Source organism: Lentzea indica (assembly GCF_012184385.1).
GTDB classification, from domain to species: Bacteria; Actinomycetota; Actinomycetes; order Mycobacteriales; family Pseudonocardiaceae; genus Lentzea; species Lentzea indica.
In genome coordinates this window covers 1-23,084 of sequence record NZ_VSRL01000033.1, presented here as the reverse complement: position 1 = coordinate 23,084, position 23,084 = coordinate 1, and the positions used below count along the sequence as shown (strand labels likewise).

Annotated in this window: 27 protein-coding genes; 15 read left to right on the top strand and 12 right to left on the bottom strand. The window is 67.6% G+C overall.

Annotated elements, in window-relative coordinates; all coding sequences use genetic code 11:
- Nucleotides 1-10: 10 nt before the first annotated feature.
- The 3 genes from FXN61_RS51940 to FXN61_RS57100 form a co-directional block, all read right to left on the bottom strand.
- Nucleotides 11-148 carry a hypothetical protein gene (locus FXN61_RS51940; RefSeq protein WP_246291335.1) on the bottom strand — a complete coding sequence of 46 codons (138 nt, stop codon included), beginning with the start codon at nucleotides 146-148 and terminating at the stop codon, nucleotides 11-13.
- Nucleotides 145-1,392, bottom strand: a complete 1,248-nt coding sequence (locus FXN61_RS51935) for a helix-turn-helix transcriptional regulator (RefSeq protein ID WP_312877680.1) — start codon at nucleotides 1,390-1,392, stop codon at nucleotides 145-147. The genes FXN61_RS51940 and FXN61_RS51935 overlap by 4 nt, the downstream gene beginning before the upstream one ends.
- A 120-nt stretch (nucleotides 1,393-1,512) precedes the next feature.
- On the bottom strand, nucleotides 1,513-1,989 hold the full coding sequence (locus tag FXN61_RS57100) for a hypothetical protein (RefSeq protein WP_167973295.1): 477 nt from the start codon (nucleotides 1,987-1,989) through the stop codon (nucleotides 1,513-1,515).
- A gap of 46 nt (nucleotides 1,990-2,035) precedes the next feature.
- Between FXN61_RS57100 and FXN61_RS54230 the strand changes: the two genes are divergently transcribed.
- From FXN61_RS54230 to FXN61_RS12095, 7 genes are all read left to right on the top strand, one after another.
- Entirely contained in the window at nucleotides 2,036-2,164 is a 129-nt protein-coding gene (locus FXN61_RS54230) for a hypothetical protein (protein WP_281360422.1), read from the top strand.
- Nucleotides 2,165-2,175: 11 nt separating this feature from the next.
- Entirely contained in the window at nucleotides 2,176-2,424 is a 249-nt protein-coding gene (locus FXN61_RS12120; protein WP_167973293.1) for a hypothetical protein, read from the top strand.
- Nucleotides 2,425-2,457: 33 nt separating this feature from the next.
- On the top strand, nucleotides 2,458-2,760 hold the full coding sequence (locus FXN61_RS12115; protein WP_167973291.1) for a hypothetical protein: 303 nt from the start codon (nucleotides 2,458-2,460) through the stop codon (nucleotides 2,758-2,760).
- 26 nt (nucleotides 2,761-2,786) lie between these two features.
- Nucleotides 2,787-3,044 carry a hypothetical protein gene (locus FXN61_RS12110; RefSeq protein ID WP_167973289.1) on the top strand — a complete coding sequence of 86 codons (258 nt, stop codon included), beginning with the start codon at nucleotides 2,787-2,789 and terminating at the stop codon, nucleotides 3,042-3,044.
- A 142-nt stretch (nucleotides 3,045-3,186) separates the two neighbouring features.
- Complete coding sequence (locus FXN61_RS12105; RefSeq protein WP_167973287.1) at nucleotides 3,187-3,630, top strand: glycine-rich domain-containing protein; 444 nt, start codon at nucleotides 3,187-3,189, stop codon at nucleotides 3,628-3,630.
- Between the two features lie 89 nt (nucleotides 3,631-3,719).
- Nucleotides 3,720-4,355, top strand: a complete 636-nt coding sequence (locus FXN61_RS12100; protein WP_167973285.1) for a class I SAM-dependent methyltransferase — start codon at nucleotides 3,720-3,722, stop codon at nucleotides 4,353-4,355.
- A gap of 3 nt (nucleotides 4,356-4,358) precedes the next feature.
- Nucleotides 4,359-4,760 carry a hypothetical protein gene (locus tag FXN61_RS12095; protein WP_167973283.1) on the top strand — a complete coding sequence of 134 codons (402 nt, stop codon included), beginning with the start codon at nucleotides 4,359-4,361 and terminating at the stop codon, nucleotides 4,758-4,760.
- Between the two features lie 132 nt (nucleotides 4,761-4,892).
- On the opposite strand, the gene FXN61_RS12090 is transcribed toward FXN61_RS12095, so the two are convergent.
- Nucleotides 4,893-5,531 carry a TetR/AcrR family transcriptional regulator gene (locus tag FXN61_RS12090; protein ID WP_167973281.1) on the bottom strand — a complete coding sequence of 213 codons (639 nt, stop codon included), beginning with the start codon at nucleotides 5,529-5,531 and terminating at the stop codon, nucleotides 4,893-4,895.
- 113 nt (nucleotides 5,532-5,644) lie between these two features.
- On the opposite strand from FXN61_RS12090, the gene FXN61_RS12085 reads away from it, so the two are divergent.
- Complete coding sequence (locus FXN61_RS12085) at nucleotides 5,645-6,433, top strand: SDR family oxidoreductase (RefSeq protein ID WP_167973279.1); 789 nt, start codon at nucleotides 5,645-5,647, stop codon at nucleotides 6,431-6,433.
- A 45-nt stretch (nucleotides 6,434-6,478) separates the two neighbouring features.
- Here the strand turns inward: FXN61_RS12085 and FXN61_RS12080 are convergent, their stop codons facing one another.
- On the bottom strand, nucleotides 6,479-7,273 hold the full coding sequence (locus FXN61_RS12080) for a helix-turn-helix domain-containing GNAT family N-acetyltransferase (protein WP_167973277.1): 795 nt from the start codon (nucleotides 7,271-7,273) through the stop codon (nucleotides 6,479-6,481).
- A gap of 32 nt (nucleotides 7,274-7,305) precedes the next feature.
- On the bottom strand, nucleotides 7,306-8,748 hold the full coding sequence (locus FXN61_RS12075) for a neutral zinc metallopeptidase (protein ID WP_167973275.1): 1,443 nt from the start codon (nucleotides 8,746-8,748) through the stop codon (nucleotides 7,306-7,308).
- Nucleotides 8,749-8,929: 181 nt separating this feature from the next.
- Here FXN61_RS12075 and FXN61_RS12070 point away from each other — a divergent pair, with 181 nt between their 5' ends.
- The 3 genes from FXN61_RS12070 to FXN61_RS12060 are packed head-to-tail and all read left to right on the top strand — an operon-like array spanning nucleotide 8,930 to nucleotide 10,661.
- Nucleotides 8,930-9,520 (top strand): DUF6230 family protein, encoded by a 591-nt coding sequence (locus FXN61_RS12070; RefSeq protein ID WP_167973273.1) that lies wholly within the window; start codon nucleotides 8,930-8,932, stop codon nucleotides 9,518-9,520.
- On the top strand, nucleotides 9,511-9,963 hold the full coding sequence (locus FXN61_RS12065) for a DUF6114 domain-containing protein (protein ID WP_167973271.1): 453 nt from the start codon (nucleotides 9,511-9,513) through the stop codon (nucleotides 9,961-9,963). Before FXN61_RS12070 ends, FXN61_RS12065 begins: the two co-directional genes overlap by 10 nt.
- The gene (locus tag FXN61_RS12060) at nucleotides 9,960-10,661 is read left to right on the top strand and encodes a hypothetical protein (RefSeq protein WP_167973269.1); all 702 of its coding nucleotides are present in this window, start codon (nucleotides 9,960-9,962) and stop codon (nucleotides 10,659-10,661) included. Before FXN61_RS12065 ends, FXN61_RS12060 begins: the two co-directional genes overlap by 4 nt.
- Here the strand turns inward: FXN61_RS12060 and FXN61_RS51930 are convergent.
- The 3 genes from FXN61_RS51930 to glgB form a co-directional block, all read right to left on the bottom strand.
- On the bottom strand, nucleotides 10,564-11,322 hold the full coding sequence (locus FXN61_RS51930) for a hypothetical protein (RefSeq protein ID WP_246291332.1): 759 nt from the start codon (nucleotides 11,320-11,322) through the stop codon (nucleotides 10,564-10,566). The genes FXN61_RS12060 and FXN61_RS51930 overlap by 98 nt on opposite strands.
- The gene (locus FXN61_RS51925; RefSeq protein WP_246291330.1) at nucleotides 11,319-12,080 is read right to left on the bottom strand and encodes a neutral zinc metallopeptidase; all 762 of its coding nucleotides are present in this window, start codon (nucleotides 12,078-12,080) and stop codon (nucleotides 11,319-11,321) included. The genes FXN61_RS51930 and FXN61_RS51925 overlap by 4 nt, the downstream gene beginning before the upstream one ends.
- 120 nt (nucleotides 12,081-12,200) lie before the next feature.
- The gene (gene glgB, locus FXN61_RS12050) at nucleotides 12,201-14,357 is read right to left on the bottom strand and encodes a 1,4-alpha-glucan branching protein GlgB (RefSeq protein WP_167973267.1); all 2,157 of its coding nucleotides are present in this window, start codon (nucleotides 14,355-14,357) and stop codon (nucleotides 12,201-12,203) included.
- 56 nt (nucleotides 14,358-14,413) lie between these two features.
- Here glgB and FXN61_RS12045 point away from each other — a divergent pair, with 56 nt between their 5' ends.
- Nucleotides 14,414-15,619, top strand: a complete 1,206-nt coding sequence (locus FXN61_RS12045; protein WP_167973265.1) for an RNA-guided endonuclease InsQ/TnpB family protein — start codon at nucleotides 14,414-14,416, stop codon at nucleotides 15,617-15,619.
- 53 nt (nucleotides 15,620-15,672) lie between these two features.
- Here FXN61_RS12045 and FXN61_RS12040 read toward each other — a convergent pair whose 3' ends face one another.
- The 3 genes from FXN61_RS12040 to FXN61_RS12030 are packed head-to-tail and all read right to left on the bottom strand — an operon-like array spanning nucleotide 15,673 to nucleotide 20,808.
- Complete coding sequence (locus FXN61_RS12040) at nucleotides 15,673-16,983, bottom strand: maltokinase N-terminal cap-like domain-containing protein (protein ID WP_167973263.1); 1,311 nt, start codon at nucleotides 16,981-16,983, stop codon at nucleotides 15,673-15,675.
- 7 nt (nucleotides 16,984-16,990) lie between these two features.
- Nucleotides 16,991-18,799 carry a maltose alpha-D-glucosyltransferase gene (gene treS, locus FXN61_RS12035; protein ID WP_167973261.1) on the bottom strand — a complete coding sequence of 603 codons (1,809 nt, stop codon included), beginning with the start codon at nucleotides 18,797-18,799 and terminating at the stop codon, nucleotides 16,991-16,993.
- A gap of 32 nt (nucleotides 18,800-18,831) precedes the next feature.
- Complete coding sequence (locus tag FXN61_RS12030) at nucleotides 18,832-20,808, bottom strand: maltotransferase domain-containing protein (RefSeq protein WP_167973259.1); 1,977 nt, start codon at nucleotides 20,806-20,808, stop codon at nucleotides 18,832-18,834.
- 241 nt (nucleotides 20,809-21,049) lie between these two features.
- Between FXN61_RS12030 and FXN61_RS12025 the strand changes: the two genes are divergently transcribed.
- The 3 genes from FXN61_RS12025 to FXN61_RS12015 all read left to right on the top strand — a co-directional run.
- Nucleotides 21,050-22,123, top strand: coding sequence for a serine/threonine-protein kinase (locus FXN61_RS12025; protein ID WP_312877679.1), 1,074 nt, complete (start codon nucleotides 21,050-21,052; stop codon nucleotides 22,121-22,123).
- Between the two features lie 309 nt (nucleotides 22,124-22,432).
- Nucleotides 22,433-22,597: a hypothetical protein gene (locus FXN61_RS12020; protein ID WP_167973257.1), complete on the top strand. Its 165-nt coding sequence runs from the start codon at nucleotides 22,433-22,435 to the stop codon at nucleotides 22,595-22,597.
- A 79-nt stretch (nucleotides 22,598-22,676) separates the two neighbouring features.
- The coding region (locus FXN61_RS12015) for a protein kinase domain-containing protein (protein ID WP_376770634.1) at nucleotides 22,677-23,084 on the top strand (408 nt) is incomplete at its 3' end.

Sequence of the window (23,084 nt, the reverse complement as noted above, 5' to 3'; positions counted from 1 at the left end):
TTCTCCTGTCCTATCGAGCGGTGGGCGCTGGTGCCAGCGCCTTGATCTCGCCGCTGAGCTGTTGCACCTGCTTGTCGCCGAGCAGCGGCACGAGGTGACGTTGAAGGCCACCGAGCTTGCGGCGGATGTAGTCGGAGCTCGTGGTCACGGCGTCGGCCATGGCGGTGTGCGCGTGGGCGATGACTTGATCTCGGTCGCGTCGGAGAGCGCCGATGATCGCCAGGTCGGCGTGCACGCTGGCGCGGCGGCGCAGGGAAGCTTGTGCCGCAGCGCTTTCGTCAGCTCCGCCTCAGCCAAGTGGTGTTGTCCCAGCGTGGCGTAGCAGCTGCCGCGCTGCTCGGCCAGCCGCGAGCCGTCGAATCGAAGCCACCCTCCATTGTGGATAGTTCCGGTCATGTCGTGAACTTCTTCGGCCGTGTCCAAGGCGCGCTGGCAGGCAGCTACGTCACCCAGGCCGGCGAAGGCCTCGGCCTGGACCGCCGCGACCCAGTACCGAGTCGAGAGGTCGCTGTCGCCGCGGCGGGCGAGTCCAGCGGCGAGCTCCAGCATCGGTGCCGCGTTGTCGAAGCGGCGCTCGTAGACCGACAGGAACGAGTGCCGGATCATCGCGCAGGCCCACAGGTCGAAGTCGCCGGCGGCTTCGCCGTTCCGCGCGGCGAGGTCGTAGCTGTCTGCGGCGAGGGTGTAGTCGTTGCCGTCGAAGTGGATCTCACCCTTGAGCTGGTAGAGATCGCTGGCTGCCGCGGCGATCTGTTGCGTGACGGCGAGGCTGTGGCCGCGCTCCAGCTCGGCGGTCAGGATGCCGAGTTGCGTGCGGACGAGGGGAAGCACCTCGCCTTTCGAGGCAGCGCTGGCGTAGACCGTCCAGAGGGCGGCGTTGAACCGCGTGTAGTCGGTGACGTCGAAGTCGGCGTCGGCGGGGCTGTCGTCGGAGGTGGGGCGCAGAGCGAGCATGGCCGCGACCATGCTGGCCATGCGTAGCGCTTCGCGACGGTGCATGTCGTCAATCTCCGGGGGATCCGGCCGGCGGCGGGGACCTGGTGCCAGCTCAGGGTCATAGAGACTCCGGCCGCGACCTGCTGGTTCAAGCTGGCCGCTCGGAGCCTGCTCCCTGAACGCCACGCTCGTTCCGGGTGCCGTCTCCCAGTCTGCCGCGACATCGAGCGCACGCGCACCACCGGGCGCCCAGTCGACCATCGCGTCGAGTTGCTCTCTAGTGACCCGCAACACCTTTGTCAGCTTCGGCCGCGTCCACGGCTGCGGCTTGCACTCGCCCGCTTCCCACCGCTGAACGGTGCGGGGGTCGACGTCGACTTCGTCAGCCAGACCCTCTTGAGTGAAGTCGAGCTGGAGACGGCGCACCGCAATGGGGTGCTGCTCGTTCGCCGTCACTACGCCTCCCCATGCCGTTCGCGCCGACCTTCATTCGGTCGAGTTTCCGCTGGCCAGGCCACACGGTGTCGTGTGGATGTCGTGATCCTGCCGTGTCGCTGTCGTGGTTCTCACATCTGGTCACCGGTTGTGTACAGGTTGCGACGTGACCCAGATCCCAAAATAGCTGAGGGAGCCGCGATGACCAGCATGGATACCCCGACGATCGCCCCAGAGGACGATCAGCCCGGCGAGACCGGTGGCGCCGACACACCCTCCGTAGTTTCCGACATCCCGCGCGCCGCAGCGGTCACCCGCGCCTGCGTGTTCACGCCGACCAGCGAGCACATCCACCCGGTACTCGCCGCAGCCGCCGCGCTCGCTCAGCAGCACCGGCTGCGCGCAGAGGCGCACCGCAGCGCATGCGACCCGTTTGCCAACGACCACCAGGTGGCCGCAGCACACAGGGTGGTCAACTCCGCCGACGCCGTCTGCGCAGTCCTGGTCGACCGAGTCGACATGTGGGCTGTGCTCGCCATCGCCGACAACCGCGCGGCGGCTGTGCACACCGAAACGTTTGGCCAGCTGGTCAAACGCCTCGCCGCTGCCTGGACGCACTGGCACCTGCTCGACACCGCAACCCCCTTGGCAGGAAAGAGAACAGGTGCGGGAAGCGCTGCATCACGTCAGCGAACTGGCCGTGGGCTACGACGACCTCGTCGCCGACCTGCTCGGCGGGCGGCGGCGGCTTCCGCGAGTCAGCATCGCGAACGGCCTTGTGGTCGCCGCCTAGCCATGGGCGCGTTGCGGGACATTGTCGCCGTAGTCGTCGCCGTGGAAAGTCCCGCCGGACTCCTGGTCGACGCGCTCAACACACTGGCCGCGCACCTGCCACCAGCAGACCGGCCGATGGTGTGCCCGCTCTGCCCGGCGCGCTCCTGGCCCTGCGCACCGTTTGACCAGGCGGCACGTCACGTCCAGGACAGCGGCGTCGCTATCGGTCCGTTCGTGCCGCTGGACCTGCATCCGCAGGTCTGGCCGCCCGCCCCCTGAAGAATCCGCCCTGGCATGACAAGGAGAAGCCCGATGGACGAGGTTCTGGCCGGCGCCCTTCGCTGCGGCATCTATGAGCGTCTGGACTACCTGGAGATGCTCATCGCCGACGGCGACACCACGTCGCTCGCAGCACTGGCCGAAACCGAGCTGGCCAGGCTTTCGATCGCCTGGCGAGCGCTGCTCGCCCTGCACGAGCCCGATGAGCGAGGCCGGTGCACCCGATGCTCTGGCTGGCGCCGCGGCCGCCTCTTCCCCTGCTCGGTCTGGGTGGTCGCCCACGAGCACTTGATCGCCGCCAACCACCACGCGGACGCGACGTCGGCTGCCCCCTAGAGCGCGGAGGGCGCGCGTATTGGGCCGTGCCCTCCGCCTGGTTCCTCATCGACGCCACCGACCAGCTGGAGATCAGCATGCGCTGGTATCTCGCCACCACAGCAGACCACGACACGCACCTCGCCACTCCAGCAGTGGGAAACAACGTCGAAGCTTTGTGCGACAAGACTTTCCAGCCCCACTTCGAACTTCCCGGCGAGCCCCTCGACCCGCTCCAGGTCTGCGCCGCGTGTCTCGCCAAACGGGCCCTGGCCGCGTCGGGCTCGGTTGCACGACGGCGGTGACAGGCCATCCCCCGCTCTCACGCTTCAGCCCGCGGTTCCGCATGAGGCTGTGGCGCCCCTGACTGGTGTGCCCCGTGCGGCACATCGAACAGCCGCGGATGAACGCGGCCCGAGAAAACCGCACCACATAAGGAGAAACAGCATGTCTACTGCAGTGACCCTGCGCGACCCGCGGACCTGTGTGTCGGCTGAGGTGTGGGACCGCGAGGTTCGGCTGATCATGCGCGACCACGCCATGGACCGTGACCTGGCCGAGCGCACCTTCGGCCAGACCGTCGCCTACCTCGTCGTCGCGGGCAAGAACCCGGACCTCCCGATGGGGCCGACGCCAGCTGTCGACAAGGGCGTCCACAGCTTCACCCTCGACACGCCCAACTACTTCGCCTTCTGCGAGGAGAACGCTGGCCGCTACATCCACCACATCCCGCACCTGCCCGAGGACGGCGAGGAAGGGCCGCTCGTGCTGAACAGCACGATCCAGGCCATCCGGGCGGCCGGGTTCGCGCTCGACTCCAAGCTCTGGAATGCGCAATCCGTCGACTGCAACCAGTGCTACTCGGGTTGCCACGACAGCCCCGGCAAGTAACGCCGCACCGAGCACAACCGCTGATACCGTCCCTCGTTCCGTGTCTCCTGGGCGCGGAACGAGGGACTCTCCACAGGAAGGGATCACTGGTGAGCAGCCCCCGAGCAGAGATCTGGGAACGGTACGCCGCGAAGTACACGCCGCGTCGCGCAGTCAACGCGGCCGGCACGACGACGTGGCTCAACTGGACCCAGTACCCCGACCACGGCCCCGACGAGGCCGTGCTCGGGGACCTCCGTGGCAAGAGGGTGCTGGAACTCGGCTCTGGCGCCGGGGCCAACCTGGCCCACCTCGCCACCCTGGGTGCGGTCTGCACGGGCATCGACATCGCCCCCAGCCGCGCCGACCTCGCCCGCCGGACCTGGGGGTACCTCGGCGGCCTGGAGTTCTTCACCGCCGACGCGCTCGACTTTCTCGCCGACACGAGCACGACGTTCGACGTTGTCTACTCGATCTTCGGTGCGGTCTGGTTCACCGACCCGGAAGCACTCTTTCCATTGGTGCGCAAGAAGATGAGCGATGGCGGTGTCTTTGCCTTCTCGCAGACGCCCGCCGCTCCACAGGAGGACAGAGCTGGCCAGGTCATCTGGCAGCGACACCTTCCTGTCCACCAGTGGACCGAACAACTCTTCGCAGCAGGATTCAGTGAGGTCGTGGCGGAGACCATCGACGCTCCCGAGCCTGGCAAGCTCGGAACCGTGCTCGTACACGCGCGCGCCGCATAGGTGTTGGCCACCAGGGAAACGAACTCCCCCTCCGGAACGGGCCTGGGCATGTTCGAGATGCGGTTCGGGACGGAGGCTGATCGTCCCGCAGCCGCGAAGATGATCCGCTCACGCGCAGCGTGGATGCGGGAACGCGGCATGAGGTGGAGTTCGTGGGATCGGGACGCTGACGTCCTGGCCGAGCAGATCGGCGACACTGACTGGCCGGTCTTCGTGCTCACCAAAGACGATCAGATCGTTGGCATGACCACCGCGACCTTCGAGCTGCCGCATCTGGGCTGGCACGAGAACGAGATCGCCGAGCCGTCCGTCTTCCTGCAGTCCACTGTCACGGACCCGAGCTTCTCCGGGATCAATCTCGGCATGCTGATCGCTTACTGGGCGCTCGACTACGCGGCCGCGTAGTCGAGCAGTGGACCCGGCGTGGGGTGTTGACGATCGGCCGGGACAACATCGGACTCGTGCAGTACTACCGGCTGCAAGGTTGGCGGGTAGCGCGTGAGGTCCTCACGTGGAAGTTCTAGGGGCGCTGGTGTCTCAGACGCCGTGTGTCCCCGGCGCGCCGTATCGGGCGAGCATGGTCAGCACCGCTTGGTCGACCGCGTTGGTGATTGCGGAGTCGTCGGGCTCCCAGTGTGCGAGCAGCATCCTCGGCCAGAACACGTAGTTGGAGATCATCCCGAGGAATTGGGTCGCCGCCATGTCAGCGTCGTCAAGCAGGGCTGTACCAGTGGCGTTTTCTGCTGCCAGGTAGCGGCGGACCGATTCGAAGTACGGCATCTTGCCGAGGTTGAACTGGGTCTCGCCGAGCTCCGGGAAGCGCGGTACCTCGGCGATGACGATGCGGAAGAGGGCGGCCATGCCGGGTTGGGTGAGAAGGGCCACGTATCGGCGTCCGATGGTCTCAAGCCCTGCGCGGAGGTTCCCTGGCTCGGGGAGGGGCGCCTCCTCGTCGTCGACCTTCCAGTATTCGGTGACGATCGCCTCGAACAGGGCCGCCTTGGTGGTGAACTGCTTGAACAGCGTCGCCCTCGACACTCCGGCCGCCTCGGCGATGCGGGCCAGCGAGGTGCCGTCGTAGCCGGAGTCGAGGAACAGCTTCGTCGCCGCCTCGATGATCGACGTCCGCTTCTGCGTTGCCACGCGCCGGTGGTACGCCGAAGGCTGTGCTGTCATGCCGCCCAGTATGCCTCGCTGCGAGGTGAGTCACTTGACTCACCTCTAGTCCTGCTCATACTTGAGAGAGGAGGTGAGTCACTCGGCTCACCACTAAAGGTGAAGGATGCATCATGGAACGCTTTGAGGGCCAGACCGTCATCGTCACGGGCGGCAGCGGGGGTATGGGCAGCAGTCATGTGCGGGGCTACCACGCCGAGGGGGCGAACGTCGTCATTGCCGGCCGCGACGACGACGCCGGCCGCGATCTCGCTGCTCAGCTCGGTCATCGGGCTCTGTCCGTTCACCTGGACGTCGCCAGCGAGGACGACTGGGCGGCGGTGGTGCGCGAAGTCGAAGGCCACTTCGGGCCGATCACCATCCTGGTGAACAACGCGGGAGTCCAGAACCCGGCGGCACCCATCGAGCACACCGAACTCCGCATCTGGGAGCACACCTTCAGCGTCAACGTCACCGGCCAGTTCCTCGGCATCAGGGCCGTGGCTCCGTCGATGCGCAGGGGCGGTGGCGGAACCATCGTCAACATCGCTTCGACCATGGCCCACGTCGGCACGGCCCTTTACGCCCCCTACACCGCCAGCAAGTGGGCCGTGCGCGGGCTGACCAGGACGGCCGCGCTGGAGCTGGGGCGGGACAACATCCGGGTCAACTCCATCCACCCCGGTGTCGTCTCCACGCCGCTGATCAACGAACCCACCGTCGCAGGCCAGCCGGCCATCGCCGACTTCTATTCGCCCGACCCCTTTGCGATCCCCCGCGTCGCCGAACCCTCTGACATCACCCGACTGTTGCTCTTCATCACCTCTCGGGACGCATCTTTCGCCACGGGTTCGGAATTCGTCATGGACGGGGGCTTGCTGCTCGGCCCTGCACTCCAACCTGAAGCCGAGATCGCAGCTTGAGCTGACATTGCAGTACGGAGTGTGCAGTCGTGGGCGCTGTGATCTCTACGGGCGGCGGCGTTCCAAAAGGACGGTGTCGCGCCATTCGCCGTGGTGTTGGGCGATTCGCTCCCGCACGCCCACCGTTCGGAAGCCTGCTTTGTGGTGCAGGGCGATGCTGGCCCGGTTCTCCGGGAAGATGACGGCTTGCAGCGTCCACATGCCGTCGGCGTCAGCGGCTGAGACCTGGTGGTGCAGCAGCGTTTTGCCCACGCCGCGTCCCTGGAAGGCGTCGGCGACGTAGATCGATGTCTCGACGACGCCGGAGTAGCACTCGCGCGCGGAAACCGGGGTGGCTGCGGCCCAGCCGGCGATGGAGCCGTCCACCACGGCGATCCAGCGGTGGTCTGGCAGCCACTTGGACTCGAGGGTTCGGCGGGACGGGACCTCGGTTTCGAAGGTCGCGTTGCCTGAGGCGATGCCTTCGCCGTAGATGCGGCGGACGTCCTGCCAGTCGGCGGCGGTCATCGCACGCATCGCTACGCCGGGGACTGGGCGGACCGATCCTGTGGTCAGGGCGCCCATCACCGCGTCGGCGGCGTGGGGGAGGCCTGTGCAGCACGCTGGGTTGACGGTGACGAGGGTGGTTGTGCCCTCGCGTTGCACATGTACGAAGCCGACCTCGGCCAGTTTGCGGACGTGGTGGGAGCAGGTGGACTGGCTGACGCCCAGCAGTGCGGTCAACTCGCCGACGGTCACCGCGCCAGGGGCTGAGGCCACGTGGTGGAGCAGGCGGACGCGGGTCGGGTCGGACAGGGTCGAGAACCACGAGGCGTAGGTCGCGGCTTCATCGGTTAGCACGGGTCAAGTATCGACGAGTGTCGATGGAGGAATCAAACCGAATACTTCTTCACGCAGAACGAGAGGCCTCGGAAGAAGCCGTCGCCGAAGGCTTCGACCCTGGCGAAGCCGGAGGGGACGGCTTTGCCGTTCACGTCGGCGGCGATGAGGCTGTCGTCGGCCAGGAGCTCGGCCACGGCCTCGTCGAGGTCGCCTGGTGACAACCGCAGACCGGCGGCGGCGTCGGGGCGGTTGGTGAGGCCTGCCCAGGCTCCGGTCAGGCAGGCGGTGCGTTGGCCCGCGGCCTCGTCGTCGAGTTTGAAGCCGGTGGCGTGCTGGATGGACAGGCTGAAACGTGACGCGATCACGGCGAACGCCGCGAAGTCGCCGATGCCGCCCTTGCTGCCCTTCTTCGGGGGTGTGCCGATCTTGACCAGGGACGGGAGGTCCAGCTGGAGCTGGTTCACCGCGGGGCAGTAGGAGGCGGGGGACGTGGTTTGGGCGTCGTTGCAGGGTTTGATGCCGCCCTTGTCGAAGGCGGGGAACGCGGCGCCGCTCGACTTGTAGGCGTCGCGGAGCGACTCTTCCAGGGCTTTGAGGTACTTGTCCTGGTCGACGCGGGCGTTGCCGCGGCCCTGGCCCTGGTCCTTGTCGGACAGGTCGAAGGGGCGTTCGGTGATGCGCTTGTTGATCTCGGCCTCGTTGATCTCGGCGCACCTGGAGGCGCCGCGCGTGAAGCCGAACTGGAAGGACGAGACCCGGTCGAACGCGCTGCCGTGGGCGCCCTGCTTTTCGAAGGACGTGCCGGCGGAGTCGCGGATGAAGAACATCGTCTGCAGGACCTGGTTGAGGCCCTCGCCGGTGGAGAGCTCGAAGTGCTTGGACTTGTTCTCGGCGATCCAGCGCATGAAGACGCCGGTGTAGCAGTCGGCCTGCTGCTCCTTCACGATCGACGGCGTGTTGGGGCCGATGTTGGACGCCGGGCCGAGCTTGTACTGGACGGCGTGGCCCATCTCGTGGGCGAGGACCGTCACGACGGCCATCGGGCCGAAGGAGTCCTTCAGCATCGGGAGGAGCTCGCCGCGGTCCCACGTGATGCTGTCGTCGAGCGCGCAGTAGAACGCGTTCGCGACTCCCGTGGTGTTGAGCTTGCAGACCTCGACGCCCTTGCCGTTGGAGTCGTAGGAGATGAAGCGTTTCACCGGCTCGAAGGTCTTCCCGGCGAACGAGCGGGGGATCTCGGCCTTCCAGAACTCCTGGACGTCGGCGAGGGTGTTGATCGCGAGGCGGTCCATCTCGCCGCCGTCGCCGTTCTCCACGCTGAGGTCCGCGTCCGGCACGCCCTGCTTGGGGCCTGACGGTCCGTTGGAGATCTCCAGGCCCGCGACCTTCGTGGGGTCGGGGCGTTCGCCCTTCGGCTCGCCCTCGACCACGGAGGCGCAGGCGGTCAAGGCAGCGGTCGCGACCAGCGCGACGGCGATTCGTCCGATCCCCATGAGGGCGAACACTACTAAGAGCCGTTCAGCCACGTGCCGCAAGCACCAGGGGCCAAACGTGAAAAGTCCTCACCCTCCGGGGTGAATTCAAGACTGCACGGACTCGTTTTCGTTGTCGTGCCTATGTTTCGGAGCGCACAGTCCCCCTCGCAGACCTTCGGCGTGGAAGGAGTTTGGCGGTATGGGTAGAACGCGCTGGGCACGGTTCGTCGGGGTGCTCGGTATCGGTGCCGTGGGTGTTGGTGCCCTCCTCACGGGCATGTCCCAGGGAGCGCTGGCCGCCTCGTTCGCGGTGTCCGGCCACGATTTCAAGGTGTCCGCCGACTACTTGGACGGCAAGGGATTCGTTCAGTTCGGTGGGGTGGACGCGGGCGCTGGGAAGGTCAACGTCGTTGCGGTCAGCGGCTTCAAGACCGCCACGCTGAACAAGTTCTGCCAGTCGGTGTTCGTCGGCAAGATGCCGATCGTCGGTGACGTGACGATGCGCATCACCGCGGACGGCGTGGGTGGTATGTCGGCCGACAACCTGGTCGTCAACCTCACCGACCTCTCCGGTGACCTGGAGCTGGGTGCTCCCGACATCGGCATCGACGCGAGCAAGGTGACCAAGGGACCGGAGAACCTCCGGGGTCTGCCGGGCTCGTTCGGTCTGCAGGCCGACTCGGCGAAGATCACCGGGCTCAGGCAGACCGCCTGGTCCACCACGGCCCAGACCATCAGGTTCAAGGGCATGAACCTGACCATTCGCCAGGGGAAGCAAGAGTGCTTCTGAGGGTCTGGCGCGGCTTCACCGCGTGGCGACGTGGCCGGCCCTTCTGGGCCGGCCTGTTCGTGGCCGTAGGCGCTCTCATCATCCTGTTCCCGCCGTTCTTCAGCGGGAAGCTCGGCGACATGGTCATCTCGATCCAGACGATCGGCGGCGTGTCCTCGCTGCTGATCAGCGCGTTGCTGGCGATCTGTGCGGTGTCGTTGTGGCTGCAGCCCAAGTTCCGGCTGGCGGCGGGCATCGTCACGGTGCTGCTGTCGCTGGTCGCGCTCGTCGTGACCAACCTCGGCGGCTTCCTGTTCGGCACCATCTTCAGCCTGCTCGGTGGCGCGCTCGCCGTGGCGTGGACGAACGAGCCCAAGCAGCCGAAGAAGGCGAAGCGCGAGCACCGCGCCGAGCTGGAGACCGAGCCCGAGCCGGAGCCGACCCAGAGGGTTCAGCCCACATGATCCGAACGCCGCCGCTGGCCGCGGTCGCGGTGGTCGCGGTGCTGGCGTTGCAACCGCCGTCGAGCACCGAGCCGCCGCCTCCTTCGAGCAGCAGCTCACCGGCTCCGACGAGCAGTTCGGAGCCGCCGCCCGTGTCGAGCAGCAGTGCCACTCCACCGCCGTCGTCATCGTCCGTGCCGACCCTTCCGCCCAGCACGGAGCCACCTCCGACGTCGGCGCCACCGTCGCCACCGGCCCCTGCCCCGGTGGCGGCGGGAGGGCGTGAGTGGACCTTGACCGCCTCCCGGCTCGACCTCGGCGGCCTCAACTTCGTCGGTGTCGTCGACGCGTTGCTGAACGGGAAGGTCATCAAGGTCCTGAAGTTCACGGCGAACGACATGAAGATCAAGGACCTGGTGCAGAGCGCGGAGATCGCGCCAGGGATGAAGCTGGTCACAGCGGCACGGCCGGGGAGCACGTCCACGGTGTCGCCAGGGCGGATCGAGCTGTTCACGGTCCAGCTCAAGGGCAACCTGGACCTGCTCGGGATCAAGATCCCGGTGGACTACACGGCTGCTCATCCGCCACCGCTGAACGTGCCGTTCGTGACCTTCACCGAGGTCACGGTGCGGAACACGGACCTGATCGGCGGCACGCTGAAGATTCCGGGCGCGCGGATCTCGGTCGTGTCGGACCAGGCACCGGTCGAAAGGCGCTGACGCCCGCACAGCCAGAGGCTTGTGCGGGCATCAGCCCGTTTTCTCCAGGCCTAGACGCCGCACTTCTTCGGACCTCGAACACGCCCTCCCGGAACCGCGCCACGCGCTGGAACCCGGGATCCACGGCGTCCTCGCCCTTGGCGTCACGGGCCGCGTAGTCGAAGCGCAGCAGCACGGTCACGGCCTCGTCGAAGTCGCCGGGCGAGAGCCCGAACCCGTCCTGCCGCTGGAACACGGAGCCCGTGTACGCGCCGGCCAGGCACAGGGCGGCCGCGGAGGCGCCCTCGCCCTCCGTCGGCTTGCCCAGCACGGCGAGTTCGGCCAACGCGTACCGCGTGGCGATCAACGTGCCGGTCGCGTAGTCCCCGAGTTCCTTGTGCAGGGCCGGCAGCTCGTCCTTGGTGTCGATCTTGATCGTCTTGTCCGACGGGCAGTACGCGACGGGCCCCTGGTCACCGGAGCAGGTCGGCTCGGCCTGGGCGGCCTCGGCGCGCGGCGAGGGCCACGTCTTGCCCGCGGTCGTGGCCAGGCCCTTGAAGTAGCCGTCGAGGTCGGGCGTGACGGACTCGAGCATCTCGGAGAACGGCAGGTTGCCGCCGGTCGCGCGGTCGCGGACGTTGGTGAAGGCCCGCTGGGTGAAGGTGCGGTTCTGCACGCTCATCGCGGCGCAGAATTGGTGCCCTGCTCGTAGCCGTCCTGGAACGCCGCCACGCGGTCGAACGCGCTGCCGTGCGCCTGCTCGTCCTCGGGCGACGTGCCCACCGGGTCGCGGAACGTGATCAGCGCGCCCAGGGCCTTGTCCAGGGCGTCCGTGCCGATGTCGAGGCGCTGGGACTTGCCGTCGGTCACGTTGCGCACGAACGCGCCGGCGAAGCAGTCGGCCTGGGCCTCGGTGAGGATCGTCGGGTACTTCTCGGGCTCGCGGCGCTCGGCCTCCGGCGTGATGCCCATGCGGTTCTGCACCGCGTGACCGATCTCGTGCGCGAGCACGACGACCACCGCGGCCTCGCCGAAGCGGTCCTGCAGCACCGGCAGCAGGGACGCGCGGTCCCAGGCGATGGCGTCGGCGGCGGGGCAGTAGAAGGCGTTGCCCTCCACGTCCGCGGCCTTCTGGGTGCACGGTGGCGGCTTCGCGGTGGCGTCGGCCGTGTCGACCGAGTAGTAGCCGCCGCTCAGCTTCTTCCACGGCTTGTTGAAGGTCTGCTGGAACGACTGCGTCCAGAACTCGTCGATGTCGGTGAGAGCCGTCGCGGCGAGCTTGTCGATCGCACCGTTGTCCGAGCCCCGCACCTGGATGGTCTCGGTGGAGGCTTCCTTCTTCACCACCTTGGCGGCACGGGGGCGCCCAGGGATCTCGGCGGTGCAGCCCACCGCGAGCAGGGCGATGGCGACGATCAGCGCGATGCTCCGGTGCCGCATGGACCCATTGTGCCTGCCGGTCGGCTGCAGGGGCGTCCTACTCGTCGAACTCAGGCGCATACAGAGGCCAACGTGTGGCGGACTGATCAGGTTCACCCGGCCGGAGTCCGCCGATCGAGATCAGTCGCTCTCCTCGGGAACCAGCCACAGCACGCCCGAGGGCGGTAGCTGCAGCAAAGCGGAGTACGGACGCCCGTGCCACGGCTTTGCCTCGGCCTCGACGCCACCGAGGTTGCCCACCCCGGAACCGCCGTAGTGCGAGGCATCGGTGTTCACGAGCTCCTTCCACCGGCCGGAAGAAGGCAGACCGACCCGGTAGTCGTGGTGCGGCGACCCGGCGAAGTTCGCCACGCAGGCCAGCGTCGAGCCGTCCTCACCGATGCGCAGGAACGACAGCACGTTCCCGCCGGAGTCGTTCGCGTCGATCCACTGAAACCCTTCCGGCGTCACGTCGTGCGAGAACAACGCGGCTGCCGTCCGGTACACCGAGTTCAGATCGCGCATCAACGACTGGATGCCCTGGTGCAACGGCTCCTGCTCGACCAGGTGCCAGTCCAGCGACCGCGACTCCGACCACTCCTGCCGCTGCCCGAACTCGCCGCCCATGAACAGCAGCTGCTTGCCGGGATGCGCCCACATGAAGGCCAGCAACGACCTCACGCCGGCGGCCTTGTTCCAGTCGTCGCCCGGCATCCGGCCCCACAGCGAGCCCTTGCCGTGCACCACCTCGTCGTGCGAGAGGGGCAGCACGAAGTTCTCGCTCCACGCGTAGACCAGCGAGAACGTCATCTCGTTGTGGTGGAACGACCGGTGCACCGGCTCACGCGACAGGTAGTGCAGCGTGTCGTGCATCCAGCCCATGTTCCACTTGAACCCGAACCCGAGCCCGCCCAGGTGCGTCGGCCGCGTCACGCCCGGCCACGCCGTCGACTCCTCGGCGATCATGACCACGCCGGGGTGCCGCCGGTACACGGTCGCGTTGAGCTCCTGCAGGAACCGCACCGCGTCGAGGTTCTCGCGGCCACCGAACTCGTTCGGCAGCCACTGGCCCTCCGGCCGGGAGTAGTCGAGGTAGAGCATCGACGCGACGGCGTCCACGCGCAGTCCGTCGAGGTGGAACTCCTCGATCCAGTACAGCGCGTTCGCGACCAGGAAGTTGCGGACCTCGTTGCGCCCGAAGTCGAAGACGTACGTGCCCCAGTCGAGCTGCTCACCGCGCCTCGGGTCGGCGTGCTCGTACAGCGCCGTTCCGTCGAACTTGGCGAGCGCCCAGGAGTCCTTCGGGAAGTGCGCCGGCACCCAGTCGACCAGCACGCCGATGCCGCGCTGGTGCAGAGTGTCGACGAAGTACCGGAAGTCGTCCGGCGAGCCGAACCGCGACGTCGGCGCGTAGTACGAGGTGACCTGGTAGCCCCACGAGCCGCCGAACGGGTGCTCGGCGACGGGCAGCATCTCGACGTGCGTGAAGCCCATGTTCTCGCAGTAGTCCGCGAGCTCGGTCGCCAGTTCCCGGTACCCGAGACCCGGCTTCCACGAGCCGAGATGCACCTCGTAGATCGACATCGGGACGTTCGCCCACTGCGTGGCCTCGCGCTGGGCCTCCCACCCCGCGTCCTGCCACTGGTACTCGGACCGGGTGACGACCGACGCCGTCTGAGGCGGGACCTCCGTGGCGAACGCCATCGGGTCGGCCTTCTCGTGCCAGGCGCCGTCCTGGCCGAGAATGCGGAACTTGTACCGCGAGCCCACCGGAACGTTCGGCAGGAACACTTCCCACACACCGCTGGAACCCATGGAGCGCAACGGGTTCGCGCGCCCGTCCCAGCCGTCGAAGTCACCCGTCACGCGCACACCGCGCGCGTTCGGAGCCCACACCGCGAACGAGACACCGGTGATGTCACCGGAAAGCGTTTCGTAGCAACGGACGTGCGCGCCGAGCACGTCCCAGAGCCGTTCGTGCCTGCCCTCGCGGATCAGGTGCAGGTCCAGCTCGCCGACCGTCGGCAGCCACCGGTACGGGTCGTCGACCTCGACCGTGTGGTCGCCGTAGGACACCAGGAGCCGGTAGTCGCCAGGCGCTTCCGGCAGCTCGCCCTCGAAGAGCGCGTCGGCGATGCGCGGCAGCTCGACCTGCTTGTCGCCCCACGACACCGCCACCGATGTCGCACCTGGGCGCAGCGCCCGTGCGATCACCTGGTCGCCGACGGTGTGTACACCCAGCACCGAGTGCGGGTCGTGGTGCGCACCTGACAGGAGCCGGTCCAGGTCGGCCTTCATCGCGCCCTCCGGTCCCGCGTCTTACTCATCGTGTTTCTCCCGGTACGTTGTGTGTCGTGCGAACGGCGTACAAATGCCGGGCTTACCCGACTCCCGAACAGGCTGCGATGCTGAACCGCACCTTCGGGTGTGTGCGTCTGGTGTGGAACAAGACCTTGAGCGAGCGGAACCACCGCTACTCCACCAATGGCACACGCACGTCGTATCGGCAGACCGATTCCGCGCTGACCGCGTGGAAACGCACTGCGGAACTCGCGTTTCTCTCGGAGGTGCCGTCTGTGCCGTTGCAGCAGACGCTGCGCCACCAGCACACCGCGTTTCAGAACTTCTTCGCGGGACGAGCTCGCCGTCCTAGGTTCAAGGCCCGCACCGGGCGGCAGAGTGCGCACTACACCCGCTCGGCGTTCCGCATGCGCGACGGCACACTCATGCTGGCCAAAACCAGTGCACCGCTGCGCTTCGTTTGGTCGTTCGGCATAGATGTGACCGAAGTGGACCCAACGATGGTTGTGGTCTCCCGCGAGGCGGACTGTCGCTGGTACGTGACCTTCGCGGTGGACACCGACGCGCCTGCGCAGACCGCGCCGATCGGAAAGGTTGTTGGCGTTGACCTCGGGCTGACGGATTTCCTGGTGACGAGCGACGGTGAACGAATCGCGAATCCGCGCAACCTGGCACGCAAGGCTCACAACCTGGCCCGCTACCAGCGCAGACTGGCGCGCTGCCAGCGCGGCAGCAGCAACCGCAGCAAGGCGAAGATCAAGGTTGCTCGCGCCCATCGCAAGGTCCGCAACGCCCGCCGTGACTTCTTGCACCGCACCACCACGACGCTGGTGCGTTCGGCTGACGTCATCGCGATCGAAGATCTGTCGGTGAAGAACATGGTGCGCAACCGCTATCTGGCCCGCGCCATCTCCGATGCGGGATGGGGTGAGTTCCGGCGGCAGTTGGAGTACAAGTGCCGCCGCGCGGGCCGCACGCTGGTTGTGATCGATCGCTGGTATCCGTCCAGCAAGACCTGCTCGGCTTGCGGGTACGCACTCACCGAGCTGAAGCTCGCCACCCGGCACTGGACGTGTCCGGACTGCCGCACCCGGCACGACCGGGACCTCAACGCGGCCAAGAACATCCTTGCGGCTGGTCGAGCCGTAGCCCGAGGTGACTCGGGTGATGCCTGCGGAGCTGATGTCAGACGGCAAGGGCCCTCCCTTCCGCGATCGGCAGTGAAACAGGAATCCCGCGCCGCGAGGCGTAGCCCGTGAGGGTTACCCGCCGCAAGGCGGGTGGGAATCTCCGTCCTTCAGACGGAGAGAAGTCAATCTCCTCCGCTGGTCATTCGGGCGATCGACGACAGCGGAACCGTCAACCACTCCGGCCTGTTGGCGTGCTCGTAAGCGACCTCGTAGACCGCTTTGTCCAGCTCGAACGCGCGCAGCAGATGCGCGTTGTCCCGCGGATCGGCCGCCACCTCGGCGTACCCGTCGCAGAACGCCGCCCGGTTGCGCTTCGTCCACTCCATCGCGCGGTAGGCGAGCTGGTCGTCGTCGGGCTGGCCGATGAGCAGCTGCCGTGCCGCGTAGTCGAACGACCTCAGCATCCCCGCCACGTCCCGCAACGGCGACTTCAGCGCGTTGCGGGCTTTGACGGTGGCCGCAGGCTCACCCTCGAAGTCGATCAGCAACCAGCCGTGCACTGTCCGCAGCACCTGGCCCAGGTGCAGGTCGCCGTGGATGTGCTGGATCGGGATGGCCCCGATGTGCCGGCGCGCGTCCTCGAACGTGGCGCGCAACGCCTCCTCGTAGCGGCCCAGTTCCGGCACTGCCTCCAGCACGGTGTCCAGGCGCTGTTGCATGCCCACGATGGCGTGCGTGATCGCGTCGTCGTCGGCCATCCGCGTCCCGAGCGCCTCGGCGAGGTCGGCGTGCACCTTGGCCACCGCGTGCCCGAGTCGTTGCGCCTCGCCGGCGAAGTCGCCGCCTACCTCGTCCGCGTGCAGGTCGGCCTCTGCCATGAGGTCGCGCACCGAGGTCTTGGCCATGTCCCAGCCCTCGACCGCGTCCGGCAGGAACTCCTGCAGCATCGCGAGCGTGACCGGTTCGCCGTCCAGCTCGGTCGAGATCGACCCGAGCGGCAGCGCGATGTGCTCGCAGCCGACGGACCGCAACGCCCTGTGCATCACCAGGTCGCGGTTCTCGCCGCGCGCGAGCTTGCGGAAGATCTTCAGGATGTACTGCTGGCCGTAGATCAGCGACGTGTTGGACTGCTCGACGCCGATCGGCCTGCCGCGCAACGAGGTTCGCAGCTCGACACCCTGCTCGTGGGCGAACGTGATGCCGTCGACGCGTTCACCGGCGGCGATCTTCTCCAGCAGTAAGCCGTTGCGATCGGGGTCCGCCGTGGCGTCGTAACCGTCGGAGTGTTCGCTGATGATCAGCTGGTACTCCTCGGTGCGGCCAGGCTGCTCGACGTCGACGATCACGTGGACCATGTCGTCGGACAGCTGGGTCGTCCGAAGTGGACGGACGGCGTTGATCGCGCGGTCCTTGCCGCCGAACCAGCGCAGCGTGGGCAGAACGTCGGGCAGGGTGGTGACCAGCTTGTCGGCGAGCTCGTCGGGATCGATCATGCGCGATTCACCTCATCTCGCTGTCGTCGCCCGCCTCTACCAGCTGGAACCAGTAGAAACCGTGACCGGGAAGGGTCAGCAGGTAAGGGAGTTCCCCGATCGAGGGGAATTTGACACCTCCGGTGAGCTCCAGCGGCGTGTAGTCGCGGTGCTCGGAGAGGTCCAGCTCGACGGGTTGCGGGAAGCGTGACAGGTTGTTCACGCAGAGCACGATGTCCTCACGCCCGTCGGGCCGCTTCCACAGCCGCTTGAAGGCGAGCACGCTGGGGTTCGAGCCGCCCAGCTCGCTGAAGTCGCCCTCGGCGAACGCGTGGTGCTGCTTGCGCACCTCGATCATCCGCCGCGTCCAGTTGAGCAGCGACGACGTGTTGTTGAGCTGCGCCTCGACGTTCAGGCCCTGGTAGCCGTAGACCGGGTCCATGATCACCGGCAGGTAGATCCGGCCGGGGTCGCACGACGAAAAGCCCGCGTTGCGGTCAGGGGTCCACTGCATCGGCGTGCGCACGGCGTCGCGGTCCTGCAACCAGATGTTGTCGCCCATGCCGATCTCGTCGCCGTAGTAGAGGACGGGCGAGCCGGGCAGCGAGAGCAGCAGCGCGGTGAACAGTTCGTGCTGGTTGCGGTCGTTCTCCAGCAGCGGCGCCAGGCGGCGGCGGATGCCGATGTTCGCCTTCATCCGCGGGTCTTTGGCGTACTCGGAGTACATGTAGTCGCGCTCTTCGTCCGTCACCATCTCGAGCGTCAGCTCGTCGTGGTTGCGCAGGAAGATGCCCCACTGGGCGTTCTCCGGGATGGCCGGCGTCTGCGCCAGGATCTCCGAGATCGGGAACCGCGACTCGCGCCGGACCGCCATGAAGATCCGCGGCATCAGCGGGAAGTGGAACGCCATGTGGCACTCGTCGCCGCCGATCACCGGGTCACCGAAGTACTCGACCACGTCCGACGGCCACTGGTTCGCCTCTGCCAGCAGCACCCTGCCGGGGAACTCGTCGTCGACGACCTTGCGGCAGCGCTTGAGGAACTCGTGCGTGCGCGGCAGGTTCTCGCAGTTCGTGCCCTCCTCTTCGAAGAGGTACGGCACGGCGTCGAGGCGGAACCCGTCGATGCCGAGGTCGAGCCAGAACCGCAGGACGTCGAGCATCGCCTCCTGCACTTCCGGGTTCTCGTAGTTGAGGTCCGGCTGGTGGCTGAAGAAGCGGTGCCAGAAGAACTGCCCGCGCACCGGGTCGTACGTCCAGTTCGACGACTCCGTGTCGACGAAGATGATCCGCGCGTCGCTGTAGCGCGAGTCGTCGTCGCTCCACACGTAGTAGTCGCCGTACGGGCCGTCGGGGTTCTGCCGTGACTCCTGGAACCACGGGTGCGCGTCCGACGTGTGGTTGAGCACCAGGTCGGTGATCACCCGGATCCCGCGCCGGTGCGCCTCCTCCAGCAGGTACACGAAGTCCTCGACGGTGCCGAACTCCGGCAGCACCGCGCGGAAGTCGCTGATGTCGTACCCGCCGTCGCGCAGGGGAGAGGCGTAGAACGGCGGCAGCCACAGGCAGTCGACGCCGAGCCACTCCAGGTAGTCCAGCCGGGAGGCGAGCCCTCTGAGGTCACCCGTCCCGTCGCCGTTGGAGTCGCTGAACGCCCGGACGAGCACCTCGTAGAAGACAGCGCCCTTGAACCAGCTCGGGTTCGCCAAGGCCGGCTTCGCCGACTTGAAGTCCTCCGCCTGCGGTTCGATCAGGAAGCCGTCGTCGGTGAGGGCCTCGCCGGTGTGCGGTGTTCCTTCCAACCCGAGTGCAGCGTCGGGACGGGAGTCGTCGACCATGGTTCCCACCTCGTCGGGGGTTGTGCGGTTGGTCAGCTGAAGCGGCGCTGCAGGCTCACGACGTGCGCGGTGGCACGCCACGGTTCGAGGCGGACGTAGTTGGCCTGTCCCCAGTCCCAGGTCTCGCCGGTGACCTCGTCGTGCGCGATGACGCGCTCGTGCCAGTCGAAGCCGAGGTCGGGAAGGTCGAGGTAGAGCGTCCCCTCCTGCGCGTTGTGCGGGTCGAGGCTGACGACGACCACGACCGTGTCACCTGTTTCCGGGTCACGCTTGGAGAAGGCGAGCAAGGCGTCGTTGTCGATGTGCTGGAACTTCAGCGTGCGCATCTGCTGGAGTGCGGGGTGCGCCTTGCGGATGTGGTTCAGCTTGCGCAGCCACGGTTCGAGCGATCGCCCGTCCGCCAGTGCACGGGCGTAGTCGCGCGGCCGCAGCTGGTACTTCTCGGAGTTGAGGTACTCCTCGCTGCCGGGCTTCACGGCCTCGTGCTCGAACAGCTCGTAGCCGCTGTACACGCCCCAGCTCGGCGCGAGCGTGGCCGCGAGCGCGGCACGGAGCCCGAACATTCCAGGACCACCGTGTTGCAGCGACTCGTGCAGGATGTCCGGCGTGTTCACGAAGAGGTTCGGCCGCGCCTCGTCCCAGTGGTCGCGGAGGTCCTCGCCGAACTCGATCAGCTCCTGCTTGCCCGTCCGCCACGTGAAGTACGTGTAGGACTGGGTGAAGCCGAGCTTCGCGAGGCCGTACAGGCGCGCGGGACGGGTGAAGGCCTCGGACAGGAACAGCGTGTCCGGGTAGACCTCCTTGACCTTCCAGATCAGCCACTGCCAGAAGTCCGGCGGCTTGGTGTGCGGGTTGTCGACCCGGAAGATCCGCACCCCGTGCTCGGCCCAGTACAGGACCACGCGCAGCACCTCGTGGTAGAGGCCCTGCGGGTCGAGGTCGAAGTTGACCGGGTAGATGTCCTGGTACTTCTTGGGCGGGTTCTCCGCGTACGCGATCGTGCCGTCCGGCCGGGTGGTGAACCACTCCGGGTGCTTGTGCACCCACGGGTGGTCCGGTGCGCACTGCAGTGCGAAGTCGAGCGCGACCTCGAGGCCGAGGTCCTTCGCCCGTTCGACGAGCGCGTCGAAGTCCTCGATCGTGCCGAGCTGCGGGTGGATCGCGTCGTGCCCGCCCTCGTCCGCGCCGATCGCCCACGGCGACCCGGTGTCCTCGGGGCCGGCGACGAGCGTGTTGTTGGGGCCCTTCCGGTTCACCCGCCCGATCGGGTGGATGGGCGGGAAGTAGACGACGTCGAAGCCCATCGCCGCGACCCGGTCGAGCTCCTTGGTGGCCGTGGCGAACGTGCCGTGCACCGCCTGGCCGGTCTCGTCGATCCCGCCCGTGCTGCGCGGGAAGAACTCGTACCAGGAGCCGTACGCGGCCTTCTTGCGGTCGCACCAGATCTTGTGCGTCTTGCCCTTGGTGATCAGCTCGCGCACGGGGTGCTCGAACATGATCTTCTGGACGTCGCCCGCGAAAGCCGGCGCAACCCGTTCGGCGAGCGGCCGATCTTCGTCGCGAAGTGCTGCCGCCGCAGACGTGAGAAGTGCTCGCTCTTGCCTCCGATCAGGGCGACGTGCCACCCGATCGAGTAGTTGCGCGCCGATCTCAAGATCGTTTGCGAGATCGCCGGGGCCTTGCCCCGCCGCGATCTTCACCTCAACGGTGTGGTTCCAGGTGCCCCAGGGGTCACTCCACGCATCGATCCGGAACGTCCACGCGCCCTGGTGGTCGGGAACGATCGTGGCGCCCCAGCGATCGAGGCCGATGCCGACCTCGTGCATTCTCGTCTGGCGGGCAACTCGGTCGTTCGGTCCTCGCCACGAGACTGTCGCCGCGAGCTTGTCGTGCCCCTCGCGCCAGACTGTCGCCTGGACCGGAATGTGTTCTCCCACAACGGCTTTGGCTGGATACCTACCAGCCGACACCACCGGGGATACGTCGTCGATACCGAGCCGTCCACTCATCGGCAGCGCCTTTCCGCCGTGTCGCTCCGCGTAGCTCGCAATCCTGCCTTGCTCGATCAAGCGGCCTGTCAGCGGGTTACCCCACCTAGATCCCTACCCCGTCGGTGTCGATCGCACACCTTGAACACTGTGCGTGTCCAGGGTCTCTTGCAGCCACGTGGCACTTCACGTCCTCCTCGACAGTGGACCGTTGCCCCCATACCGTCGTCGTTACAAAGGTGCAACGGGTACCGTCCCGCGCGTGAACAAGCTTGGCGACCGCTACGTCCTGCTCGACCAGTTGGGTGCGGGTGCGATGGGCGTCGTGTGGCGCGCACGCGACGAGTTCCTGCACCGTGACGTCGCGGTCAAGCAGCTGCTTCTCAACGACGTCGAGTCGAACGAGTTCCACGAAGCCGTCCAGCGCGCGATGCGGGAGGGGCGCATCGCCGCGCGCCTGCAGCACCCGAACGCGATCGCCGTGTACGACGTCGTGGTCGAGAACGGCAAACCGTGTCTGGTCATGGAGTACCTGCCGTCCCGCAACCTGTCCGCGGTCCTGGAGGAACGCGGCCCGATGCCTCCGATGGAGGCCGCGCGGATCGGCTCGCTGGCGGCGTCCGCGCTGGCCGCGGCCCACGGCGCCGGCATCGTGCACCGCGACATCAAGCCCGGCAACGTCCTCATTGGACGTGACGGCGCCGTCAAGATCACCGACTTCGGAATTTCGCGTGCTTTGGGCGATGTCGCCGTCACCAAGACCGGCATGCTGGCCGGCACGCCCGCGTATCTCGCGCCGGAACTGGCCCGCGGCGCCGAGCCCGCGCCGCCCTCGGACGTGTTCTCGCTCGGCGCGACGATCTACGCGATGACCGAGGGCGAGCCGCCGTTCGGCAAGAGCACCAACGACCTCGGCCTGCTGTACAAGGTCGCGAGGGGCGAGACCCGCCCGCCGATGCGCTCGGGCCCGCTCACCCCGTTGCTGATCCGCCTGCTCGCCAACGAGCCTGCGCAGCGCCCGACCGCGGCCCAGGCGGCGGAGGAGCTCAAGGCGATCGCGTCCGGCTCGCCCGTTCCGGTCACGGGGGTGATCCCTCCGCGCCCGATGACGCCACCGTCCGGCACCGCCGTGATGCCCGCGTCACGGACCGGGCACACAGGGTCCGCGCCCGATGCCGCCGCAGGGCCCGCGCACCCGCCCGCCCGTGCCGTTGATGGAGCCCGAGCCCGAACCCGAGCCGAAGAAGAACCGCGGCCTCGCGATCGCCGCCTCGATCCTCGCGGTGCTCCTGGTCGCCGGCGTCGCGTACGCGATCGTCGAGGCCAACCGCCGTGACAACAGCGCGGCGGGTCCCAGCAGTTCGAGCCCGGCCGCGCCGTCGCAGACCAAGCCGAACACCGCCGACAGCCCGACCGCGAACACCCCCACGCAGACGAGCCAGAAGCCGACGCAGACCAAGCCGAGCCAGCCGCCTTCGTCGAAGCCGCCCGCGAGCAAGTTCACGGCCGCCCAGGTCACGCTGTTCGTGAAGCAGCACTACGCGAAGCTGCCGAAGGACGTCGAGGCGCCCGCGACGACTGGGACCCGAACGAGGCGCCCAGCTCGTCGGCCGAGAAGGAGTACTGGGGCGGCTACTCCAAGGTCGTGGTCAAGGGCAGCCCGCTGGTCAAGGCCAACGGCGACAGCTTCACCGTCACGACGGCGCTGGAGCTGACCGAGGTGGAGACGACCAACACCACGACCGAGGAGCACACGCTCACGATCTCGGGCAAGGGCGACAAGCTGTTGATCATCGCCGAGAACCGCTGACCGGCGCCCGCGCGACGTTGCCCGCATCCGGCCGGGAGCACGTGGCCGAACGCGGTCCGGCGACGTTCGTCGGCAGGTAATCTGCGACGCCGTGACGCGGATTGCTGAACGCTACGTCCTGCTCGACCAGCTCGGCAGTGGCGCGATGGGCATCGTGTGGCGCGCTCGCGACGAAGTGCTGCACCGCGAGGTCGCGATCAAGCAGCTGCTGCTGCCCGACCTGCGGCCCGGCCAGGTCGACGCGGCCTGCCAGCGGGCGATGCGGGAGGGCAGGATCGCCGCCCGGTTGCACCACCCGAACGCGATCGGCGTCCACGACGTCGTGATCGAGGACGGCAAACCGTGCCTGGTGATGGAGTACCTGCCGTCCCGCAGCCTGTCGGCCGTGCTCGCCGAACGCGGCACGCTGCCGCCCGCGGAGGCCGCGAAGATCGGCGCGCAGGTCGCGGCTGCGCTCGCCGCCGCCCACGCGGCGGGGATCGTGCAC

Excerpts from the sequence above, each read along its gene's own strand:
- FXN61_RS12060 (WP_167973269.1), top strand. The coding sequence starts at position 9,960 with ATGATCCGAACGCCGCCGCTGGCCGCGGTCGCGGTGGTCGCGGTGCTG.
- FXN61_RS12090 (WP_167973281.1), bottom strand. The coding sequence starts at position 5,531 with ATGACAGCACAGCCTTCGGCGTACCACCGGCGCGTGGCAACGCAGAAG.
- FXN61_RS12105 (WP_167973287.1), top strand. The coding sequence starts at position 3,187 with ATGTCTACTGCAGTGACCCTGCGCGACCCGCGGACCTGTGTGTCGGCT.
- FXN61_RS12030 (WP_167973259.1), bottom strand. The coding sequence starts at position 20,808 with ATGAGTGGACGGCTCGGTATCGACGACGTATCCCCGGTGGTGTCGGCT.
- glgB (WP_167973267.1), bottom strand. The coding sequence starts at position 14,357 with ATGAAGGCCGACCTGGACCGGCTCCTGTCAGGTGCGCACCACGACCCG.
- treS (WP_167973261.1), bottom strand. The coding sequence starts at position 18,799 with ATGGTCGACGACTCCCGTCCCGACGCTGCACTCGGGTTGGAAGGAACA.
- FXN61_RS12115 (WP_167973291.1), top strand. The coding sequence starts at position 2,458 with ATGGACGAGGTTCTGGCCGGCGCCCTTCGCTGCGGCATCTATGAGCGT.
- FXN61_RS51925 (WP_246291330.1), bottom strand. The coding sequence starts at position 12,080 with ATGCGGCACCGGAGCATCGCGCTGATCGTCGCCATCGCCCTGCTCGCG.
- FXN61_RS51930 (WP_246291332.1), bottom strand. The coding sequence starts at position 11,322 with ATGAGCGTGCAGAACCGCACCTTCACCCAGCGGGCCTTCACCAACGTC.
- FXN61_RS12070 (WP_167973273.1), top strand. The coding sequence starts at position 8,930 with ATGGGTAGAACGCGCTGGGCACGGTTCGTCGGGGTGCTCGGTATCGGT.
- FXN61_RS12085 (WP_167973279.1), top strand. The coding sequence starts at position 5,645 with ATGGAACGCTTTGAGGGCCAGACCGTCATCGTCACGGGCGGCAGCGGG.
- FXN61_RS12040 (WP_167973263.1), bottom strand. The coding sequence starts at position 16,983 with ATGATCGATCCCGACGAGCTCGCCGACAAGCTGGTCACCACCCTGCCC.
- FXN61_RS12075 (WP_167973275.1), bottom strand. The coding sequence starts at position 8,748 with ATGGGGATCGGACGAATCGCCGTCGCGCTGGTCGCGACCGCTGCCTTG.